General features: G+C 63.9%; 15 protein-coding genes. 8 read left to right on the top strand and 7 right to left on the bottom strand.

The window, feature by feature from the left end; all coding sequences use genetic code 11:
• Nucleotides 1-123: 123 nt before the first annotated feature.
• Both secD and secF read left to right on the top strand, forming a co-directional pair.
• Nucleotides 124-2,190 carry a protein translocase subunit SecD gene (secD, locus tag AWB78_RS11175; RefSeq protein WP_062604643.1) on the top strand — a complete coding sequence of 689 codons (2,067 nt, stop codon included), beginning with the start codon at nt 124-126 and terminating at the stop codon, nt 2,188-2,190.
• Nucleotides 2,191-2,216: 26 nt separating this feature from the next.
• Nucleotides 2,217-3,167 carry a protein translocase subunit SecF gene (gene secF / locus AWB78_RS11170; RefSeq protein ID WP_062604642.1) on the top strand — a complete coding sequence of 317 codons (951 nt, stop codon included), beginning with the start codon at nt 2,217-2,219 and terminating at the stop codon, nt 3,165-3,167.
• Nucleotides 3,168-3,244: 77 nt separating this feature from the next.
• On the opposite strand, the gene AWB78_RS11165 is transcribed toward secF, so the two are convergent.
• From AWB78_RS11165 to AWB78_RS11155, 3 genes are all read right to left on the bottom strand, one after another.
• Entirely contained in the window at nt 3,245-3,823 is a 579-nt protein-coding gene (locus AWB78_RS11165) for a YceI family protein (RefSeq protein ID WP_062604641.1), read from the bottom strand.
• A 59-nt stretch (nt 3,824-3,882) separates the two neighbouring features.
• Nucleotides 3,883-4,440 carry a YceI family protein gene (locus AWB78_RS11160; protein ID WP_062604640.1) on the bottom strand — a complete coding sequence of 186 codons (558 nt, stop codon included), beginning with the start codon at nt 4,438-4,440 and terminating at the stop codon, nt 3,883-3,885.
• A gap of 116 nt (nt 4,441-4,556) precedes the next feature.
• Nucleotides 4,557-5,126, bottom strand: a complete 570-nt coding sequence (locus tag AWB78_RS11155; RefSeq protein WP_062604639.1) for a cytochrome b — start codon at nt 5,124-5,126, stop codon at nt 4,557-4,559.
• A 457-nt stretch (nt 5,127-5,583) separates the two neighbouring features.
• On the opposite strand from AWB78_RS11155, the gene AWB78_RS11150 reads away from it, so the two are divergent.
• The 5 genes from AWB78_RS11150 (at nt 5,584) to AWB78_RS11130 (ending at nt 10,076) form a co-directional block, all read left to right on the top strand.
• Complete coding sequence (locus AWB78_RS11150; protein WP_062604638.1) at nt 5,584-6,264, top strand: paraquat-inducible protein A; 681 nt, start codon at nt 5,584-5,586, stop codon at nt 6,262-6,264.
• Nucleotides 6,261-6,941: a paraquat-inducible protein A gene (locus AWB78_RS11145; RefSeq protein ID WP_082883287.1), complete on the top strand. Its 681-nt coding sequence runs from the start codon at nt 6,261-6,263 to the stop codon at nt 6,939-6,941. Before AWB78_RS11150 ends, AWB78_RS11145 begins: the two co-directional genes overlap by 4 nt.
• On the top strand, nt 6,934-8,607 hold the full coding sequence (locus tag AWB78_RS11140; RefSeq protein WP_062604637.1) for a PqiB family protein: 1,674 nt from the start codon (nt 6,934-6,936) through the stop codon (nt 8,605-8,607). The genes AWB78_RS11145 and AWB78_RS11140 overlap by 8 nt, the downstream gene beginning before the upstream one ends.
• Complete coding sequence (locus AWB78_RS11135; RefSeq protein WP_062604636.1) at nt 8,604-9,320, top strand: PqiC family protein; 717 nt, start codon at nt 8,604-8,606, stop codon at nt 9,318-9,320. The genes AWB78_RS11140 and AWB78_RS11135 overlap by 4 nt, the downstream gene beginning before the upstream one ends.
• A 144-nt stretch (nt 9,321-9,464) precedes the next feature.
• On the top strand, nt 9,465-10,076 hold the full coding sequence (locus tag AWB78_RS11130) for a glutathione S-transferase C-terminal domain-containing protein (protein ID WP_198399250.1): 612 nt from the start codon (nt 9,465-9,467) through the stop codon (nt 10,074-10,076).
• Between the two features lie 43 nt (nt 10,077-10,119).
• On the opposite strand, the gene AWB78_RS11125 is transcribed toward AWB78_RS11130, so the two are convergent.
• The 4 genes from AWB78_RS11125 to AWB78_RS11110 all read right to left on the bottom strand — a co-directional run bounded on the left by AWB78_RS11125 (nt 10,120) and on the right by AWB78_RS11110 (nt 13,804).
• Nucleotides 10,120-11,154 carry an alpha/beta hydrolase gene (locus AWB78_RS11125; protein ID WP_062604635.1) on the bottom strand — a complete coding sequence of 345 codons (1,035 nt, stop codon included), beginning with the start codon at nt 11,152-11,154 and terminating at the stop codon, nt 10,120-10,122.
• Nucleotides 11,155-11,433: 279 nt separating this feature from the next.
• Nucleotides 11,434-11,991 carry a TetR/AcrR family transcriptional regulator gene (locus AWB78_RS11120; RefSeq protein ID WP_062604634.1) on the bottom strand — a complete coding sequence of 186 codons (558 nt, stop codon included), beginning with the start codon at nt 11,989-11,991 and terminating at the stop codon, nt 11,434-11,436.
• Between the two features lie 157 nt (nt 11,992-12,148).
• Complete coding sequence (gene mnmA / locus AWB78_RS11115) at nt 12,149-13,279, bottom strand: tRNA 2-thiouridine(34) synthase MnmA (protein ID WP_062604633.1); 1,131 nt, start codon at nt 13,277-13,279, stop codon at nt 12,149-12,151.
• Between the two features lie 42 nt (nt 13,280-13,321).
• The gene (locus AWB78_RS11110) at nt 13,322-13,804 is read right to left on the bottom strand and encodes an NUDIX hydrolase (RefSeq protein ID WP_062604632.1); all 483 of its coding nucleotides are present in this window, start codon (nt 13,802-13,804) and stop codon (nt 13,322-13,324) included.
• A 224-nt stretch (nt 13,805-14,028) separates the two neighbouring features.
• On the opposite strand from AWB78_RS11110, the gene AWB78_RS11105 reads away from it, so the two are divergent.
• The coding region (locus AWB78_RS11105; protein ID WP_062604631.1) for a Re/Si-specific NAD(P)(+) transhydrogenase subunit alpha at nt 14,029-15,097 on the top strand (1,069 nt) is incomplete at its 3' end.

The raw sequence follows: 15,097 nt of genomic DNA, 5'->3' as shown, positions 1-15,097 counted from the left end.
ACTCGTTCTTCCGCGTCCGGCGCGGCCTCGCTCACCGAGCCATCCGAGTCATCCGACCGGCTCGTCGCGCATATCGCCGGACGCCCTCTCCTCCGAAGCCAACTTTACGGTCGGCCCATCCCCATGAATCGTTATCCCCTCTGGAAGTATGTCGTGATGCTGGTGGCGCTCGTCATCGGCCTCGTGTACACGCTGCCCAATTTCTTCGGCGAGGCGCCCGCAGTTCAGGTATCGAGCGGCAAGGCGACCGTCAAGCTCGATTCGGCGACGCTTTCGAATGTCGAAGCCGCGCTCGCCGCGAACAGCATCAAGGCTGACGAAGTCACGTTCGACAACTCGCAGATGAACGCGAACATCCGCGTGCGCCTGAAGGACACCGACACGCAATTGCGCGTGAAGGACCTGCTCAGCAAGTCGCTGAACACCGATCCGAGCGACCCGCAGTACATCGTCGCGCTGAACCTGCAGAGCGCCTCGCCGCGCTGGCTGACGGCCCTGCACGCGCTGCCGATGTACCTCGGTCTCGACCTGCGCGGCGGCGTGCACTTCCTGCTGCAAGTGGACATGGCCGGCGCGCTCAACAAGAAGCTCGACTCCGACGCCGCCGACGCGCGCACCTATCTGCGCGACCGCAATGTCCGCGATGGCGGCGTGAACCGCGTCGGGCAGTCGGTCGTCGTGAGCTTCTCCGAACAGGCGACCGCCGACAACGCGCGCACCCTGCTCCAGACCGGCGTGTCCGAACTGCAATGGACCACGCGCCAGGGCGGCGACGGCTTCCAGGTGGTCGGCACCTTCTCGCCGGACACGCAGAAGGCGGTCGAAGACGGCGCGCTCAAGCAGAACATCACGACGCTGCATAACCGCGTGAACGAACTGGGCGTCGCGGAGCCGGTCATCCAGCAGCAGGGCTCGGACCGCATCGTGGTCGAACTGCCGGGCGTGCAGGACACGGCGAAGGCGAAGGACATCATCGGCCGCACGGCGACGCTCGAAGCGCGCCTCGCCGATCCGGTCAACACGTATATCGGCCCGAACGAAGCGGTGCCGGCCGGCGACGAAGCGTTCAAGCAGGGCGACCGCACCGTGCTGCTGCGCAAGCAGGTGATCTTCACCGGCGACCGCATCGTGGATGCATCGGCGGGCTTCGACGATCATCAGCGCCCCTCCGTCAACATCCGTCTCGATTCCGCCGGCGGCCGCGCAGTGTCGGCGGTGTCGCGCGACAACATCGGCAAGCCGATGGCGATGGTCCTGTTCGAAAAGGGCAAGGGCGAAGTGCTGACGGTCGCGACCATCCAGTCGGAACTCGGCGACCGCTTCCAGATCACCGGCCAGCCGACGCCGCAAGCCGCCGCCGATCTCGCGCTGCTGCTGCGCGCGGGCTCGCTCGCGGCGCCGATGGACATCATCGAGGAACGCACGGTCGGCCCGAGCCTCGGCGCGGACAACATCAAGAAGGGCTTCGATTCGGTGCAGTACGGTTTCGCCGCGATCGCCATCTTCATGGTCGCGTACTACCTGCTGTTCGGCCTGTTCTCCATGCTCGCGCTGTCGGTCAACCTGCTCCTGCTCGTCGCGATCCTCTCGCTGCTGCAGGCGACGCTGACCTTGCCGGGCATCGCGGCTATCGCGCTCGCGCTCGGTATGGCCATCGACGCTAACGTGCTGATCAACGAGCGTATCCGCGAGGAACTGCGCAACGGCGCGCCGCCGCAAACCGCGATCCAGGAAGGCTTCAAGCACGCGTGGGCCACGATCCTCGACTCGAACGTCACCACGCTGATCGCCGGTCTCGCGCTGCTCGCGTTCGGCTCGGGCCCGGTGCGCGGCTTCGCGGTCGTGCACTGTATCGGCATTCTCACGTCGATGTTCTCGGCGGTGTTCTTCTCGCGCGGCCTCGTGAACCTGTGGTACGGCGGCAAGAAGAAGCTGAAGACGCTCGCGATCGGCCAGGTGTGGCGGCCGGAAGGCACGAATGCCGAAGCGGCCGCGGCGGCTTATCTCGCCGCACAGCGCGGCGACGAATCGCCGGTCGACGAAATCGTGAAGACCGCGAAGGGCAAGACCAAGACGGCGGTAGCCGCGCCGCGCGCGACGGGCCAGGCGCAAGCACGCTCCGGCAAACCGACGGTACGCCGCCGCTCGGGCCCGGGCGTCGATCAACAGAAACCGGGCGAGTCCCGCTGATTCCGCTGAGTCCGGAGAAATAGACAATGGAATTCTTCCGCATTCGCCGCGATTTGCCGTTCATGGAGCGCGCGTTGATCTTCAACGTGATCTCGCTCGTGACGTTCCTCGTGGCCGTGTTCTTCCTCGTGCATCGCGGCCTGCATCTGTCGGTGGAGTTCACCGGCGGCACGGTCGTCGAGGTGCAGTATCCGCAAGCCGCGTCGCCCGAACCCGTGCGCGCGGCCATGGCGAAGCTCGGCTATGCCGATGCGCAGGTGCAGAACTTCGGCACCTCGCAGGACGTGCTGATCCGTCTGCCGCTCAAGCAGGGGCTGACGTCCGCCCAGCAGAGCGATCAGGTGATGAACGCGCTCAAGGCCGACAACGCGCAGGTGAAGCTGCAGCGCGTCGAGTTCGTCGGTCCGCAGGTCGGCAAGGAGCTGGTCACCAACGGGCTGCTCGCGCTCGCGTGCGTGGTGATCGGCATCGTGATCTATCTGTCGTTCCGCTTCGAGTGGAAGTACGCGGTGGCGGGCATCATCGCGAACCTTCACGACGTGGTGATCATTCTCGGCTTCTTCGCGTTCTTCCAGTGGGAGTTCTCGCTGTCGGTGCTGGCGGCGATTCTCGCGGTGCTCGGCTACTCGGTGAACGAATCGGTGGTTATCTTCGACCGGATTCGCGAGACCTTCCGCAAGCAGCGCAAGATGACCGTGAAGGAAGTGATCGACCACGCGATCACGAGCACGATGTCGCGCACGATCATCACCCACGGCTGTACGGAAATGATGGTGCTGTCGATGTTCTTCTTCGGCGGCCCGACGCTGCACTACTTCGCGCTGGCGCTTACCGTCGGTATTCTTTTCGGTATCTATTCGTCGGTGTTCGTCGCGGCGGCGCTCGCGATGTGGTTCGGCGTGAAGCGCGAGGATCTCGTGAAGGACAAGAAGGACAAGTTCGATCCGAACGATCCGAACGCGGGGGCGCAGGTTTGAGTCTCCAGCGTTTCGTCAGGGCGTAAAAAAAGCGGCCGGTCTTCACAGACCGGCCGCTTTTTTTCGAGGCACCCGACTTACTGCTTCACGCCCTCAGCCTGGATATGCAGCACCGTCTTCAGGCTGAAACCATACGCCTTGCCGTAGTCCATCCCGAAGTCGCCGCGATCGAAGGTCGTCGTCGCTTCGACGCCGCACACTTCCTTCTTCATCATCGGGTTCATAAAGCACTTGAAGCTCTCGACCTTCAGGTTGATCGGCTTCGTCACGCCGTGCATCGTCAGCGTGCCGATCACTTCCGAAGGCTTGTCGCCGTCGAACTTGATCGACGTGCCCTTGTACACCGCCGTCGGGTACTTCGCGACATCGAAGAATTCCGCCTTCTGCAGATGCTCGTCCAGCTTCACGTTGCCGGTGTTGACCGAGGCGACGTCGATCGTCACGTCGACCGTGCCGGTCTTCGCCGCGCGATCGAGCACCACCGTGCCGCTGCTCTTGTTGAACTTGCCGCGCCACGTCGACACGCCGCCGAAGTGGTCCGCCTCGAAGCTCGGATAGGTATGGTTCGGGTCGAGCTGATACGTGTCGGCGGCCATCGCGCCTGCCGACAGACCCAGTGCGAGCGCACCCGCTGCGATGATCGAAAGCTTTTTCAAGTTCTTCTCCTGACTAACCAGATACGCTGAATATGCGTCGTGTGTGACTGAAGCGCCGCTTACTTCTTCGCGGCGACGATGTGAAACTTGATGACGACGTCATCCGCGACGATCGACGTGTCCTTCCATTCGCCCGTTCCGACATCGAACTGGGTGCGCTTGATCGGCAGCGCGCCGTCGAAGGTTTCCGTCGCGCCCTGTTGCGTGACCGTCACGGGCACCGTGACCGTCTGCGACTTGCCCTTGATCGTGATCTTGCCCGTCACGTTGTACTTGTTGCCGCCCGCCGGTGCGATCGCGCTGGAGGCGAAGGTCGCGGTCGGATACTTGGCTGCGTCGAACCATTCCGCGCCGCGCACCTGCTTGTTGTACTCGTCGTCGCCGAGATCGTAGCTGCCGGTGTCGATGGTGATGTTCGCCGAGCCCGCCGTCGGCTTTGCCGGATCGAACGCGATCTGCGCGGTGAACTTGTTGAACTTGCCGTCGGTGGGCACGTTCATCTGCTTCGAGGTGGCGATCACCGTGCTCTTGCTCATGTCCACCTGCGCATGCGCGCCGGCGACCAAAGCGAGCGAAGCCGCCGCAGCCAGCATCCAACGATTGAGTTTCACTTTCATGTGTGCCCTATTCAAACGGTTCGCAACAGCAAACCGGTATTGGAAATCAAAAGAACGCGAGAACAATCAGCCGCCGGGAAACGGCCTGCCAACGGCGAGGAAACAATACGATGCGCTTATCTGAGAAACGGCAGCATGCGTGCGAGCAAGCCATCGCGGTCGATGAAATGATGCTTCAGCGCAGCGAGCACATGCATCACGACGAAGAACAGCAGCGTGTAGTTCAACGCGACATGCACGATGCGCAGCGTCGCCTTCAGCGCCTTGTCCGGGCCGATGATCGTCGGCAGCGGCAGCACGCCGAGGTACACCACCTGAATGCCCGCGGCCGAGCTGTACAGATAACCTGACGCGGGAATCACGAGCATCAGCAGATAGAGCAGGAAGTGCGTGAGATTGGCCGCGCTTTGCTGCCAGCGCGGCATGCCGTCGGGCATCGGCGGCGTCGGGTGCGTCGCGCGCCAGACGAGGCGCACGAGCGCGAGCGCGAACACCGTCACGCCGATCCACTTGTGCCAGGAGAAGTATTTGAGCTTCGTCGGCGTGATGCCCGGAATGTCGGTCATGATCCAGCCGAGCCAGAAGCCGCCCACGATCAACAACGCAATCAGCCAGTGCAGACCGATCGCCGTGGCGCTGTATCGTTGCGCCGGCGCCGTCGTCGCGATGCGTGCGCTGCTTTCCATCATGCTTTCACCCAATGTGTTCGATGTTCTCCGGCCTGTCATCGGCCGACGGCAGGTATCCAAGGCCGCCATGCTACATCAACACTACCGATTTGCCAGAGCAAGCAAAACGGCCCGCCGCGAGCACGCACAGCCAGGACTGGCGCGGCTTGGCGGGCTTTCCCGTCATCATGCCGCGTCCTTACGTGCCGCGCATGCAACGAACTATTCCACGCATGCAACGGTCGATCGCAGGCGCGACACAGCGGCGCGAACCGCCACGGATTGCGGCATCAAAGTAATAACGGGCGGACAAGCGGTTTCATTCCGCGCGCTCGACGTGCCTCTCCAATTCGCCCGCAGTTCGTCTGCCACTCAGCATTTGTTACCATTCGCGCTGGCCCGCTGCTTGCTCACTTCCGTCGGAGCCGGTCCTCGCGGCCCGACAAATACGCTCGACATTTTCGGGCCTCGAAACATGAACGCGAACGAACCGGACGATCTGATCGCGTGTCACGAATGCGACGCGCTCTTCCACAAACGTGTGCTGCCCCAGCGCACTTCGGCGAAGTGCCCCCGCTGCGGATCGCTGCTTTATCGCAGCATTTCATCGAACCTCGACAAAATCTGCGCAATGACGCTCGCCGCGCTCGTCACGTTCGTGATCGCGCAGGGGTTTCCCATCGTCGAACTGGACGCCAACGGGCTCACGTCGCAGACGACGCTCATCGGCGCGATCGTCGCATTGTGGAACGAGCAGATGGAGATCATGGCGGTGCTCGTCTTCTGCTCGACCATTCTCTTTCCGTTGTGCGAACTGCTCGCGCTGCTTTACGTGCTGATTCCGCTGCGCTCGGGCCATGTGCCGCCGGGCTTCAACGCGCTTCTGCGCGGCATCCAGTTCGTGCGCCCGTGGGGAATGATCGAAGTCTTCATGCTCGGCGTGCTCGTCACGCTCGTGAAGATGGTGAGCATCGCGCGCGTGATTCCCGAAGCGGCGCTCTTCGCCTTCGGCGCGCTGACCTTGATGTTCGCGGTCGTCGTGAGCTTCGATCCGCGCGCGCTGTGGGATATCGCGAGCGGGCTCGGCCCGCGCGGCGAGACGAAGCAGGCGAACGGCAGCGAGCGCACTACTTCCGAAGCGAGGCAGAAATCGTGAACGAATCCATCGATCCGGCCGCTGGCGAGCGGGCGAGCACGACGCAGTACACCACGGCGTCGCGCGCGAACGTCGTGTCCTGTCACGCGTGCGGCCTCGTGCAGCCGCTCGCGCACACCGTCGAGAAGCAGCGCTGCACGCGCTGCAACGCGGTCGTGCACCGGCGCCATCCGGACAGCATCGCGCGCACGTGGGCGTTGCTCATCAGCGCGGCGATTCTCTATATTCCCGCGAATCTCTTTCCGATCATGCACACGTCGTCGATTCTCGGCTCCGAGGACGACACCATCATGAGCGGCGTCGCGCTCTTCTGGAACGACGGCGACTATCCGCTCTCCGCGGTGATTTTCATCGCCAGCATTCTCGTGCCGATGCTCAAGCTCGTCACGCTCGCGTTTCTCACCATCAGCGTGCAGCGGCGCTCGACGTGGGAACCGCGCCAGCGCACGACGCTCTTTCGCATCGTCGAGGGCATCGGGCGCTGGTCGATGCTCGACGTCTTCGTGATCACGCTGACCATCGCGCTCGTGCGCTTCAAGTCGCTCGCCGTCATCACGCCGGGACCGGGCGCGCTCGCGTTCGCGTCGGTCGTCGTGCTGACGATGATCGCGTCCATGCAATTCGACCCGCGCCTCATGTGGGACAACATCGAACCGTCAGGAAAGACTTATGACTAGTGCCCAAGGTCCGAACGACCCGAAGCAGCCGGCACCGCCGTCCGCCGGCAGCGGCAACGGCAAAGGCGGCGGCCTGCCGCCGAATCTCCCCGAACCCGTGATCGAGCCGCGCAGCCGCTGGCTGCCTTCGCTCGTGTGGGTCATTCCGCTCGTCGCGGCGCTGATCGGCGTGATTCTCGTCGTGAAGACGGTGTCGAGCCGCGGGCCGACCGTGACCATCAGCTTCGTCTCCGCGGAAGGCCTCGAGCCGGGCAAGACGAAGGTGAAATTCAAGGACGTGGATATCGGCACGGTCAAGACCATCACGCTGTCGAAGGATCATTCGCGCGTGCTCGTCGACGTGCTGCTCACCAAGGAAGCCACCGATTTCGCGGTGAAGGACACGCGCTTCTGGGTCGTGCGTCCGCGCGTCGCGGCGAGCGGCGTGACCGGGCTTTCGACGCTCCTGTCCGGCGCGTATATCGGTGTCGATGCGGGCAAGTCGACCGAGGACGAGACCTACTTCGTCGGCATGGAAACGCCGCCCGCGGTCACCGGCGATCAGAAGGGCCACACCTTCACGCTGCACGGCGAATCGCTCGGCTCGCTCGATATCGGCTCGCCGGTGTATTACCGGCGCGTGCAGGTCGGGCAGGTCGTCGCGTTCTCGCTCGACAAGGACGGCACCGGCGTCACGCTGCAGGTGTTCGTCAACGCGCCGTACGATCAGTATGTCGGCACCAACTCGCGCTGGTGGCATGCGAGCGGCGTCGACCTGCGGCTCGACTCGAGCGGCTTCACGCTCAACACGCAATCGCTCGCGACGGTCGTGCTGGGCGGCATCGCGTTCCAGACGCCTCCGAACCAACAAGCCGGGCCGCAGGCGCAGAACAGCGCGACGTTCCGCCTCGCCTCCGATCAGGCCGACGCCATGCGCGATCCCGACGGACAGGCCGTGCACGTCGTGATGAACTTCAATCAGTCGCTGCGCGGGCTGTCGGTCGGCGCGCCGGTCGATTTCCGCGGGATCGTGCTCGGCCAGGTCACGGGCATCGGTGTGCAATACGATCAGAAGTCGCATTCCTTCATGATGCCGGTCACGATCGATCTCTATCCCGATCGCCTCGGCCGCCGCGCGAAGCAGGTGCTGCCCGAGCAAGGGTCGCCGGCAAGCCAGGACATGCTGCAACTGCTCGTGACACGCGGCCTGCGCGGACAACTGCGCACCGGCAACCTGCTGACGAGCCAGTTGTATATCGCGCTCGACTTCTTCCCGAAGGCGGCGCCCGCGAAGGTGAACTTCCACAACGATCCGCTCGAACTGCCGACCGTGCCGAACACGCTCGACGAACTGCAACTGCAGATCGCGGACATCGCGCGCAAGATCGACAAGATTCCGTTCGACCAGATCGGCGACAACCTGAACGGCTCGCTCAAGAACGCGAATGCGCTCTTCGGCCGGCTCGACAAGGAAGTCATGCCGGAAATGCGCGACACGCTCACGGAGGCGCGGAAGACCTTCGGACAGGCGCAATCCACGCTGCAGTCGGACTCGCCGCTTCAGTCGGACGTGCATCAGGCGCTGCAGGAACTCACGCGCACGCTTCAATCGCTCAACTCGCTCGCGGATTATCTGGAACGCCATCCGGAATCGCTCTTGCGCGGAAAATCGGGAGACAAACCATGAAGTTCGGCTCGTTGATATCGACTCTGGGCGCGGCCGCGATGCTCGCCGCCTGCGCTTCGCCGACGAGCCGTTTCTACACGCTCGGCGGAGGCGACGCGCGCCCCGTGTCCTCCGCGCCCGCTTCGTTCTATTTCGAGCTCGCGCCCGTCGACATGCCGCAGCAGGTCGCGAAGAATCAGTTGGTCGTGCAGACGAGTCCCGCGCAGGTGCGCGTGCTCGAAGAGGAGCGCTGGGCGTCGCTGCCCGGCGACGAAGTGCGGCGCGCGCTTTCTTCCGATCTCACGCAGCAGTTGGGCGCGATCGATGTCTACGGCACGCCGCATCCGGAATCGGTGCCGGTGTATCGCGTCAAGGTGAACGTTAAGCGCTTCGAATCGTGGCCGGACTCGCAGGCGCTGATCGACGCCGTGTGGAGCGTGCGCGCCGCCGGTTCGGACACCGTGCTGACATGCCGGACCGTCGCGGAGGAGCGCGTGGGCACCGGTTACGACGCGCTCGTCGATGGCCATCGCAAGGCGGTCGGCGAACTCGCCACAGCGATCTCGGCCGGCGTGCGCAGCCTGGGTTCGCTGCCGCGCGTGACGGCGAACGCGCCGGTCGCGCCCGCGAAGGGCAAGGGCGGCGCGGCCGCGAAGCCCGCTTCCGCGCCGGCCACCGTGCCGCTCCTGCCGTGCCCGTCCGCGAGCGCGGCGGCGACTGCCAACGCGCAATGATCCTTGCGCCCGGCATCGCACCGGGCGCGCTTCATGTTGTCCGCAGGCGACATTGTCGGGCGCCGCCGTCTCGAATTTGCCGATGGCCGTGCGCGCCCGGTTAAGATCGTCGTCGCCTGCATTCCGAATAAACGCAAAAAATTGATGATGAAACTGATCGGTTCGCACCCCAGCCCGTTTGTCCGCAAAGTGCGGATCGTCATGGCGGAAAAGAAGATCGACTGCGAACTGGTGCTCGAGGACGTTTGGGCATCCGATTCGAAGATCCATGACTACAACCCGCTCGGCAAGGTGCCCTGCCTCATCCTGGACGACGGCGAAGCGGTGTTCGATTCGCGCGTCATCTGCGAGTACGTCGACACACTGACGCCCGTCGGCAAGCTGTTGCCGCAGGAGCGGCGCGAGCGCACCGAAGTGCGTTGCTGGGAAGCGCTCGCCGACGGCATGCTCGACGCCGCCGTGCTGATCCGTCTCGAAGGCGTGGTGCGCGAGGAAGCGCATCGCAGCGAGAAGTGGGTCGCGCGCCAGCGTCAAAAAGTGGAAAACGGCTTGCGCGCGATGGCGCGCGGGCTCGGCTCGAAGCAGTGGTGCTCGGCGAACCGCTTCACGCTCGCGGATATCGCGTGCGGCTGCGCGCTCGGTTATCTGGATTTCCGCATGCCCGATCTGAACTGGCGCGAAGCGCATCCGAACCTCGACAAATACTTCGCGCGCCTTTCGCAGCGCCAGTCGTTCGTCGATACCGCGCCGGTCTGATTCGCGCGACAGCGCTCCCGCGCGCGGCGGGAGCGTCCTTCCCTCATTTCTTCAACGCGGCTTTGAGCGTCTCGTTCGCCTGGGCGACAGCCGCGCGTGTCGCGGGCGTATCGGCCAGCGCGTTGAGCATCACGAAGTCGTGGATCGTGCCGTTGTAGCGCGTCGACGTGACCGGCACGCCCGCCTGCGTCAGCTTGCGCGCATACGCTTCGCCTTCGTCGCGCAGCACGTCGTTTTCATCGGTGATGACGAGCGCCGGCGGCAAGCCCTTCAAATCCTCGATACTCGCGCGCAGCGGCGATGCGGTGATCTTCGCGCGATCCGCTGCGTTCGGCGCGTAGGCGTCCCAGAACCATTTCATCGCGTCGCGGGTCAGCCACGGGCCGTTCGCGAACTGCGTGTACGAGGCGTCGTCGAAATTCGCGTCGGTCACCGGATAGAAAAGCACTTGCACCCGCAACTTCGGCCCGCCGCGCTCCTTCGCGAGCAGGGTCACAGCCGCCGCCATGTTGCCGCCGACGCTGTCGCCCGCGACCGCCATACGCGACGCATCGATGTTGAATTCGCGTGCGTGATCCGCGACGTAGCGCGTTGCCGCGTACGCCTGTTCGATCGGCACCGGATACTTCGCTTCGGGCGAGCGGTCGTAGTCGACGAACACGACTTCCGCCTGCGCACCATTGGCGATTTCGCGCACGAGACGGTCGTGCGTGTTCCTGTCGCCGAGCACCCAGCCGCCGCCGTGGAAATACATGATGACCGGCAGCGCGCCGATCGCGCGCTCGGGCCGCACGATACGCAGCGCGATCTTGCCGGTCGGCCCCGCTTCGATCACGAGATCCTCGATCTTCGCCGGCTGCTTTTGGACCGGCTGAGCCTGCGCTCCGGCGAGCACGTTGCGCGCGTCGGCGGGCGACAGCGTGTAGATCGGCGGCGCGTTGTTCGCCGCGAGGGTGTCGATGAACCGCTGCGTCGCGGGCTCCAGGACGGGCGCAGCGGATTGCGCATGCGCGGCTGGCTGCGCCAGAACGGCGCTTGCAACGGCAGTAGCGAGGACGGCAGCTCCGAGTTTCTTCATGAGGTACTCCTTTCGATTCGATCAGGCGACTTGAAAACGTGAGCGATATTGGTTTAATGAATTTATCTACCGCTAGATAGATAACTGGTTACGGCAAGATCATATGAGCCTTGGCAATTCCAGCTTTTCTTCGATGCCACTCCGTCATATGGCCATATCAACGGATGGATTGGCGATGCTGACCAAACCCATGCTTTTTCTCGCCAAAATCTATCTATGTAAAGATAGACATCGTGGCGATGAACAAAACGTTTTTCACATGGTTATCCACAGGTTTATCTACCGGCGGAAAGCGTTCGCGACTTCGTCCAGCCGCGCCCGCGTCTGGAACAGGCGGCACGCGAGCAAGCTTCCCTGAAACGCCGCGTACAGCGTGCGCGCCGCCGCTTCCGGACGTCCACCCGCATCGAGTGTGTCCTGAGCTTCGCCTTCGGCGAGCACTTTCGCCAGCCAGTTCTCGTTGGCCTTGTAGAACGACTGCACCGCGTGCCGCACCTTCTCCGGCAGCGATTCGATATCCGCGGCGAGCATGCCGCACAGGCAAATCTGGTTGCCGCCGCCGATGATCCGCCCGAACAGCTTCGTGTAGCGATCGAGCTTCTTGTCGGCCGGGGCGGAGCTGTCGATCGCGTAGATCGTCGACATCACGTCCGCGCTGTACGCGTTCACCGCCTCGAGCGCGAGATCTTCCTTGGTCGGAAAGTAATAGTGGATGCTGGACGTCTTCACGCCGACGAGATCGGACAGGTCGCGGTAGCTGAAACCGTTGTATCCGCGCGTCATCAGGAGCGTCTGAGCGTGGTCCAGCAGCGCTTCGCGTACCGTGTTCCTGTCCATTTTCGTCTATGTCCCTGCATTCGGTGCGCTTAATTTATCTATCACTAGATAGACAGTCAAGCGCTTGTATCAAAAAAGTTTTTATCGGATCGATAGGGGGCGGCCTGCGCGCAGCGAGAAAAAAAGCCCCAGCCGAAGCCAGGGCTCGTCGCCGGGATCAGCGCGCGGCGGCAAGCGCCGCGGCCTGCGGCGCATCCTGCCCGGCCGCCGCCTGCTCGATGATGCCGCCGCCCAGGCATATATCCCCCTGATACAGCACGGCGGACTGGCCTGGCGTCACGGCCCATTGCGCGTCGTCGAAATGCAGCGCGAAGCGGCCATCGTCCGCGCGGGCGAAGCGGCACGCCGCGTCCTGCTGGCGATAGCGCGTCTTGGCTCCGCACGCCGCGCCCTCTTGCGGCGCGAAGCCCGCGACCCAGCTCGTGTTGCCGGCGACGAGCGTCGGCGACAACAGCCACGGATGATCGTGCCCCTGCACGACATACAGCGTGTTGCTGGCCATGTCCTTGCCGGCGACGAACCACGGCTCGCCGCTGCCGTCCTTCGCGCCACCGATGCCGATGCCCTTTCGCTGCCCGAACGTATAGAACGCGAGCCCGATATGCTCGCCGACGATCTTGCCGTCGGCCGTTTTCATCGGGCCGGGTTTGGTCGGCAGATAGCGGTTCAGGAATTCGCGGAACGGCCGTTCGCCGATGAAGCAGATGCCGGTCGAATCCTTCTTCTTCGCGTTCGGCAAATCGATCTGTGCGGCGATCTCGCGCACTTTCGTCTTCGGGATCTCGCCGAGCGGGAACAGCGTCTTCGACAGTTGCGCCTGATTCAGCCGATGCAAAAAGTACGACTGATCCTTCGTCGAATCGGTGGCCTTGAGCAGTTGAAAGAGACCGTCGTGCTCGCGCACGCGCGCGTAGTGACCCGTCGCGATGGTTTCCGCGCCGAGCGACATCGCGTGATCGAGAAACGCCTTGAACTTGATCTCGGCGTTGCAGAGCACGTCCGGATTGGGCGTGCGGCCCGCCGAATATTCGCGCAGGAACTCGGCGAACACGCGGTCCTTGTACTCCGCGGCGAAGTTGACCGCCTCGACGTCGATGCCGAGCAGATCCGCGACCGACACCACGTCGATCCAGTCCTGACGCGTCGAACAGTATTCGCCGTCGTCGTCATCTTCCCAGTTCTTCATGAAGAGGCCGACCACGTCGTAGCCTTGCTCCTTCAGAAGCCATGCCGTGACCGACGAATCGACGCCGCCCGACATGCCCACCACTACTCTTCGCTTGCTCATAGGGATACCGCGTTTGCTGAAGGCCGATCAAAGCCCCGAGCCTCAGGCCCGCACCACCGGCGCGACCGAATGCGTATGAATGAAATCGAGCGGCACCCGCCGCCCGGATAAATAATCCTCGACACACTTCATCACGAGCGGCGTCCGATGCCTTTGCGCCGACGCGCGCAGCTCGTCGGCGGTGAGCCACATCGCGCGCACGATGCCGTCATCGAGCGAACGACCGGTCTCTTCGCCCGCCGACTTGCCGCAGAACGTGAAGCGCAGATACGTGACATCGCGCCCCGGCCGCGCGAAGTGCGTCATGTACGCGCCGACGAGCGCCTCGGGCTCGAAGCGATGCGCCGTTTCCTCGAGCGTCTCGCGGATCACCGCTTCGACGAGCGTCTCGCCCGCTTCCAGATGACCGGCCGGTTGGTTGATTCGCAGCCCTGCCGACGTGTGCTCCTCGATGACGAGAAAGCGCCCTTCGCGCTCGACGATGGCAGCCACCGTAACGTGGGGGGCCCAAGTGTCTGATTTCATGGTGAGATATTTTACCGTCCCCGCACAGATCCCGCGCACCCGCCCTAAGGGTAAGCGCCGAGTGTGGGCAAAACGGAACGAGTGCCGGATCGGATTCTTGCGCGCGCAATCTTCGGTTACAGTTGCGATAGCCGTAAGTTCCAGCATTTGAAATAAAAACTCAGCCTTAAGCCTTCCTAAGCCTTCCCAGGCGACGGTGGCAACAAAGACAGGAGGATTTGAAGATGCACATCGGAGTGCCTGCTGAAACGCGGGCGAATGAGGCGCGCGTCGCCGCTACGCCCGAAACGGTCAAAAAGCTCGTTACGCAAGGACATCGCGTTTCTGTCCAGAGCGGCGCGGGCTTGCCGGCAAGTTATATCGACGATGCGTTCGCTCAGGCGGGCGCGGATATCGTCGATGCGGCCACGGCCTTTTCCGCCGAGATCGTCCTCAAAGTGCAATCGCCGAGCGAAAGCGAACTGGCGATGCTCAAACCGGGCACCGTGCTCGTCGGCATGCTCGATCCCTTCAACACCGAGAACACGGCGCGGCTCGCGTCCGCGAACGTCACCGCGTTCGCGCTCGAAGCCGCGCCGCGCACGACGCGCGCGCAGAGCCTCGACGTGCTCTCGTCGCAGGCGAACATCGCCGGGTACAAGGCGGTGCTGATGGCCTGCCAGTACTACCAGCGCTTCATGCCCATGCTGATGACCGCCGCGGGCACCGTGAAAGCGGCGCGCGTGCTCGTGCTCGGCGCGGGCGTGGCCGGTCTGCAGGCGATCGCGACGGCCAAGCGTCTCGGCGCGGTCGTCGAAGCGTCCGATGTGCGTCCGGCCGTGAAGGAGCAGATCGAATCGCTCGGCGGGAAGTTCGTCGACGTGCCGTTCGAGACCGATGAAGAACGCGAGGCGGCCGAAGGCGTCGGCGGCTATGCGCGCCCGATGCCGCCGAGCTGGCTCGCGCGGCAGGCGGCGCAAGTGCACGAGCGTGCGAAGGCGGCGGACATCGTCATCTCGACGGCGCTGATTCCCGGCCGTCCCGCTCCGACGCTGATTTCCGTCGAAACGGTCAAGCACATGAAGCCGGGCTCCGTGATCGTCGATCTCGCCGCCGGTCGCGGTCCCGAGTTCGAGGGCAAGAAAGGCGGCAACTGTCCGCTCACCGAAGTCGACACGGTGGTGATGAAGCATGGCGTGCATATCGTCGGCCACACGAATCTCGCTTCGATGGTCGGCGCCGATGCCTCCGCGCTCTACGCCCGCAACCTTCTGGACTTCCTGAAACTGATCCTGACGAAGGAAGGCACGCTCA

Source organism: Caballeronia calidae (assembly GCF_900044055.2).
Lineage (GTDB): Bacteria > Pseudomonadota > Gammaproteobacteria > Burkholderiales > Burkholderiaceae > Caballeronia > Caballeronia calidae.
Note: the sequence above shows the minus strand (reverse complement) of the source record. Positions and strands in the feature narration are given on the sequence as shown.

Bases quoted from the DNA above. Each gene is read 5' to 3' on its own strand.
- secD (WP_062604643.1), top strand. From the start codon at position 124: ATGAATCGTTATCCCCTCTGGAAGTATGTCGTGATGCTGGTGGCGCTC.
- secF (WP_062604642.1), top strand. From the start codon at position 2,217: ATGGAATTCTTCCGCATTCGCCGCGATTTGCCGTTCATGGAGCGCGCG.
- AWB78_RS11160 (WP_062604640.1), bottom strand. From the start codon at position 4,440: ATGAAAGTGAAACTCAATCGTTGGATGCTGGCTGCGGCGGCTTCGCTC.
- AWB78_RS11155 (WP_062604639.1), bottom strand. From the start codon at position 5,126: ATGGAAAGCAGCGCACGCATCGCGACGACGGCGCCGGCGCAACGATAC.
- AWB78_RS11150 (WP_062604638.1), top strand. From the start codon at position 5,584: ATGAACGCGAACGAACCGGACGATCTGATCGCGTGTCACGAATGCGAC.
- AWB78_RS11140 (WP_062604637.1), top strand. From the start codon at position 6,934: ATGACTAGTGCCCAAGGTCCGAACGACCCGAAGCAGCCGGCACCGCCG.
- AWB78_RS11135 (WP_062604636.1), top strand. From the start codon at position 8,604: ATGAAGTTCGGCTCGTTGATATCGACTCTGGGCGCGGCCGCGATGCTC.
- AWB78_RS11130 (WP_198399250.1), top strand. From the start codon at position 9,465: ATGATGAAACTGATCGGTTCGCACCCCAGCCCGTTTGTCCGCAAAGTG.
- AWB78_RS11125 (WP_062604635.1), bottom strand. From the start codon at position 11,154: ATGAAGAAACTCGGAGCTGCCGTCCTCGCTACTGCCGTTGCAAGCGCC.
- AWB78_RS11120 (WP_062604634.1), bottom strand. From the start codon at position 11,991: ATGGACAGGAACACGGTACGCGAAGCGCTGCTGGACCACGCTCAGACG.
- mnmA (WP_062604633.1), bottom strand. From the start codon at position 13,279: ATGAGCAAGCGAAGAGTAGTGGTGGGCATGTCGGGCGGCGTCGATTCG.
- AWB78_RS11110 (WP_062604632.1), bottom strand. From the start codon at position 13,804: ATGAAATCAGACACTTGGGCCCCCCACGTTACGGTGGCTGCCATCGTC.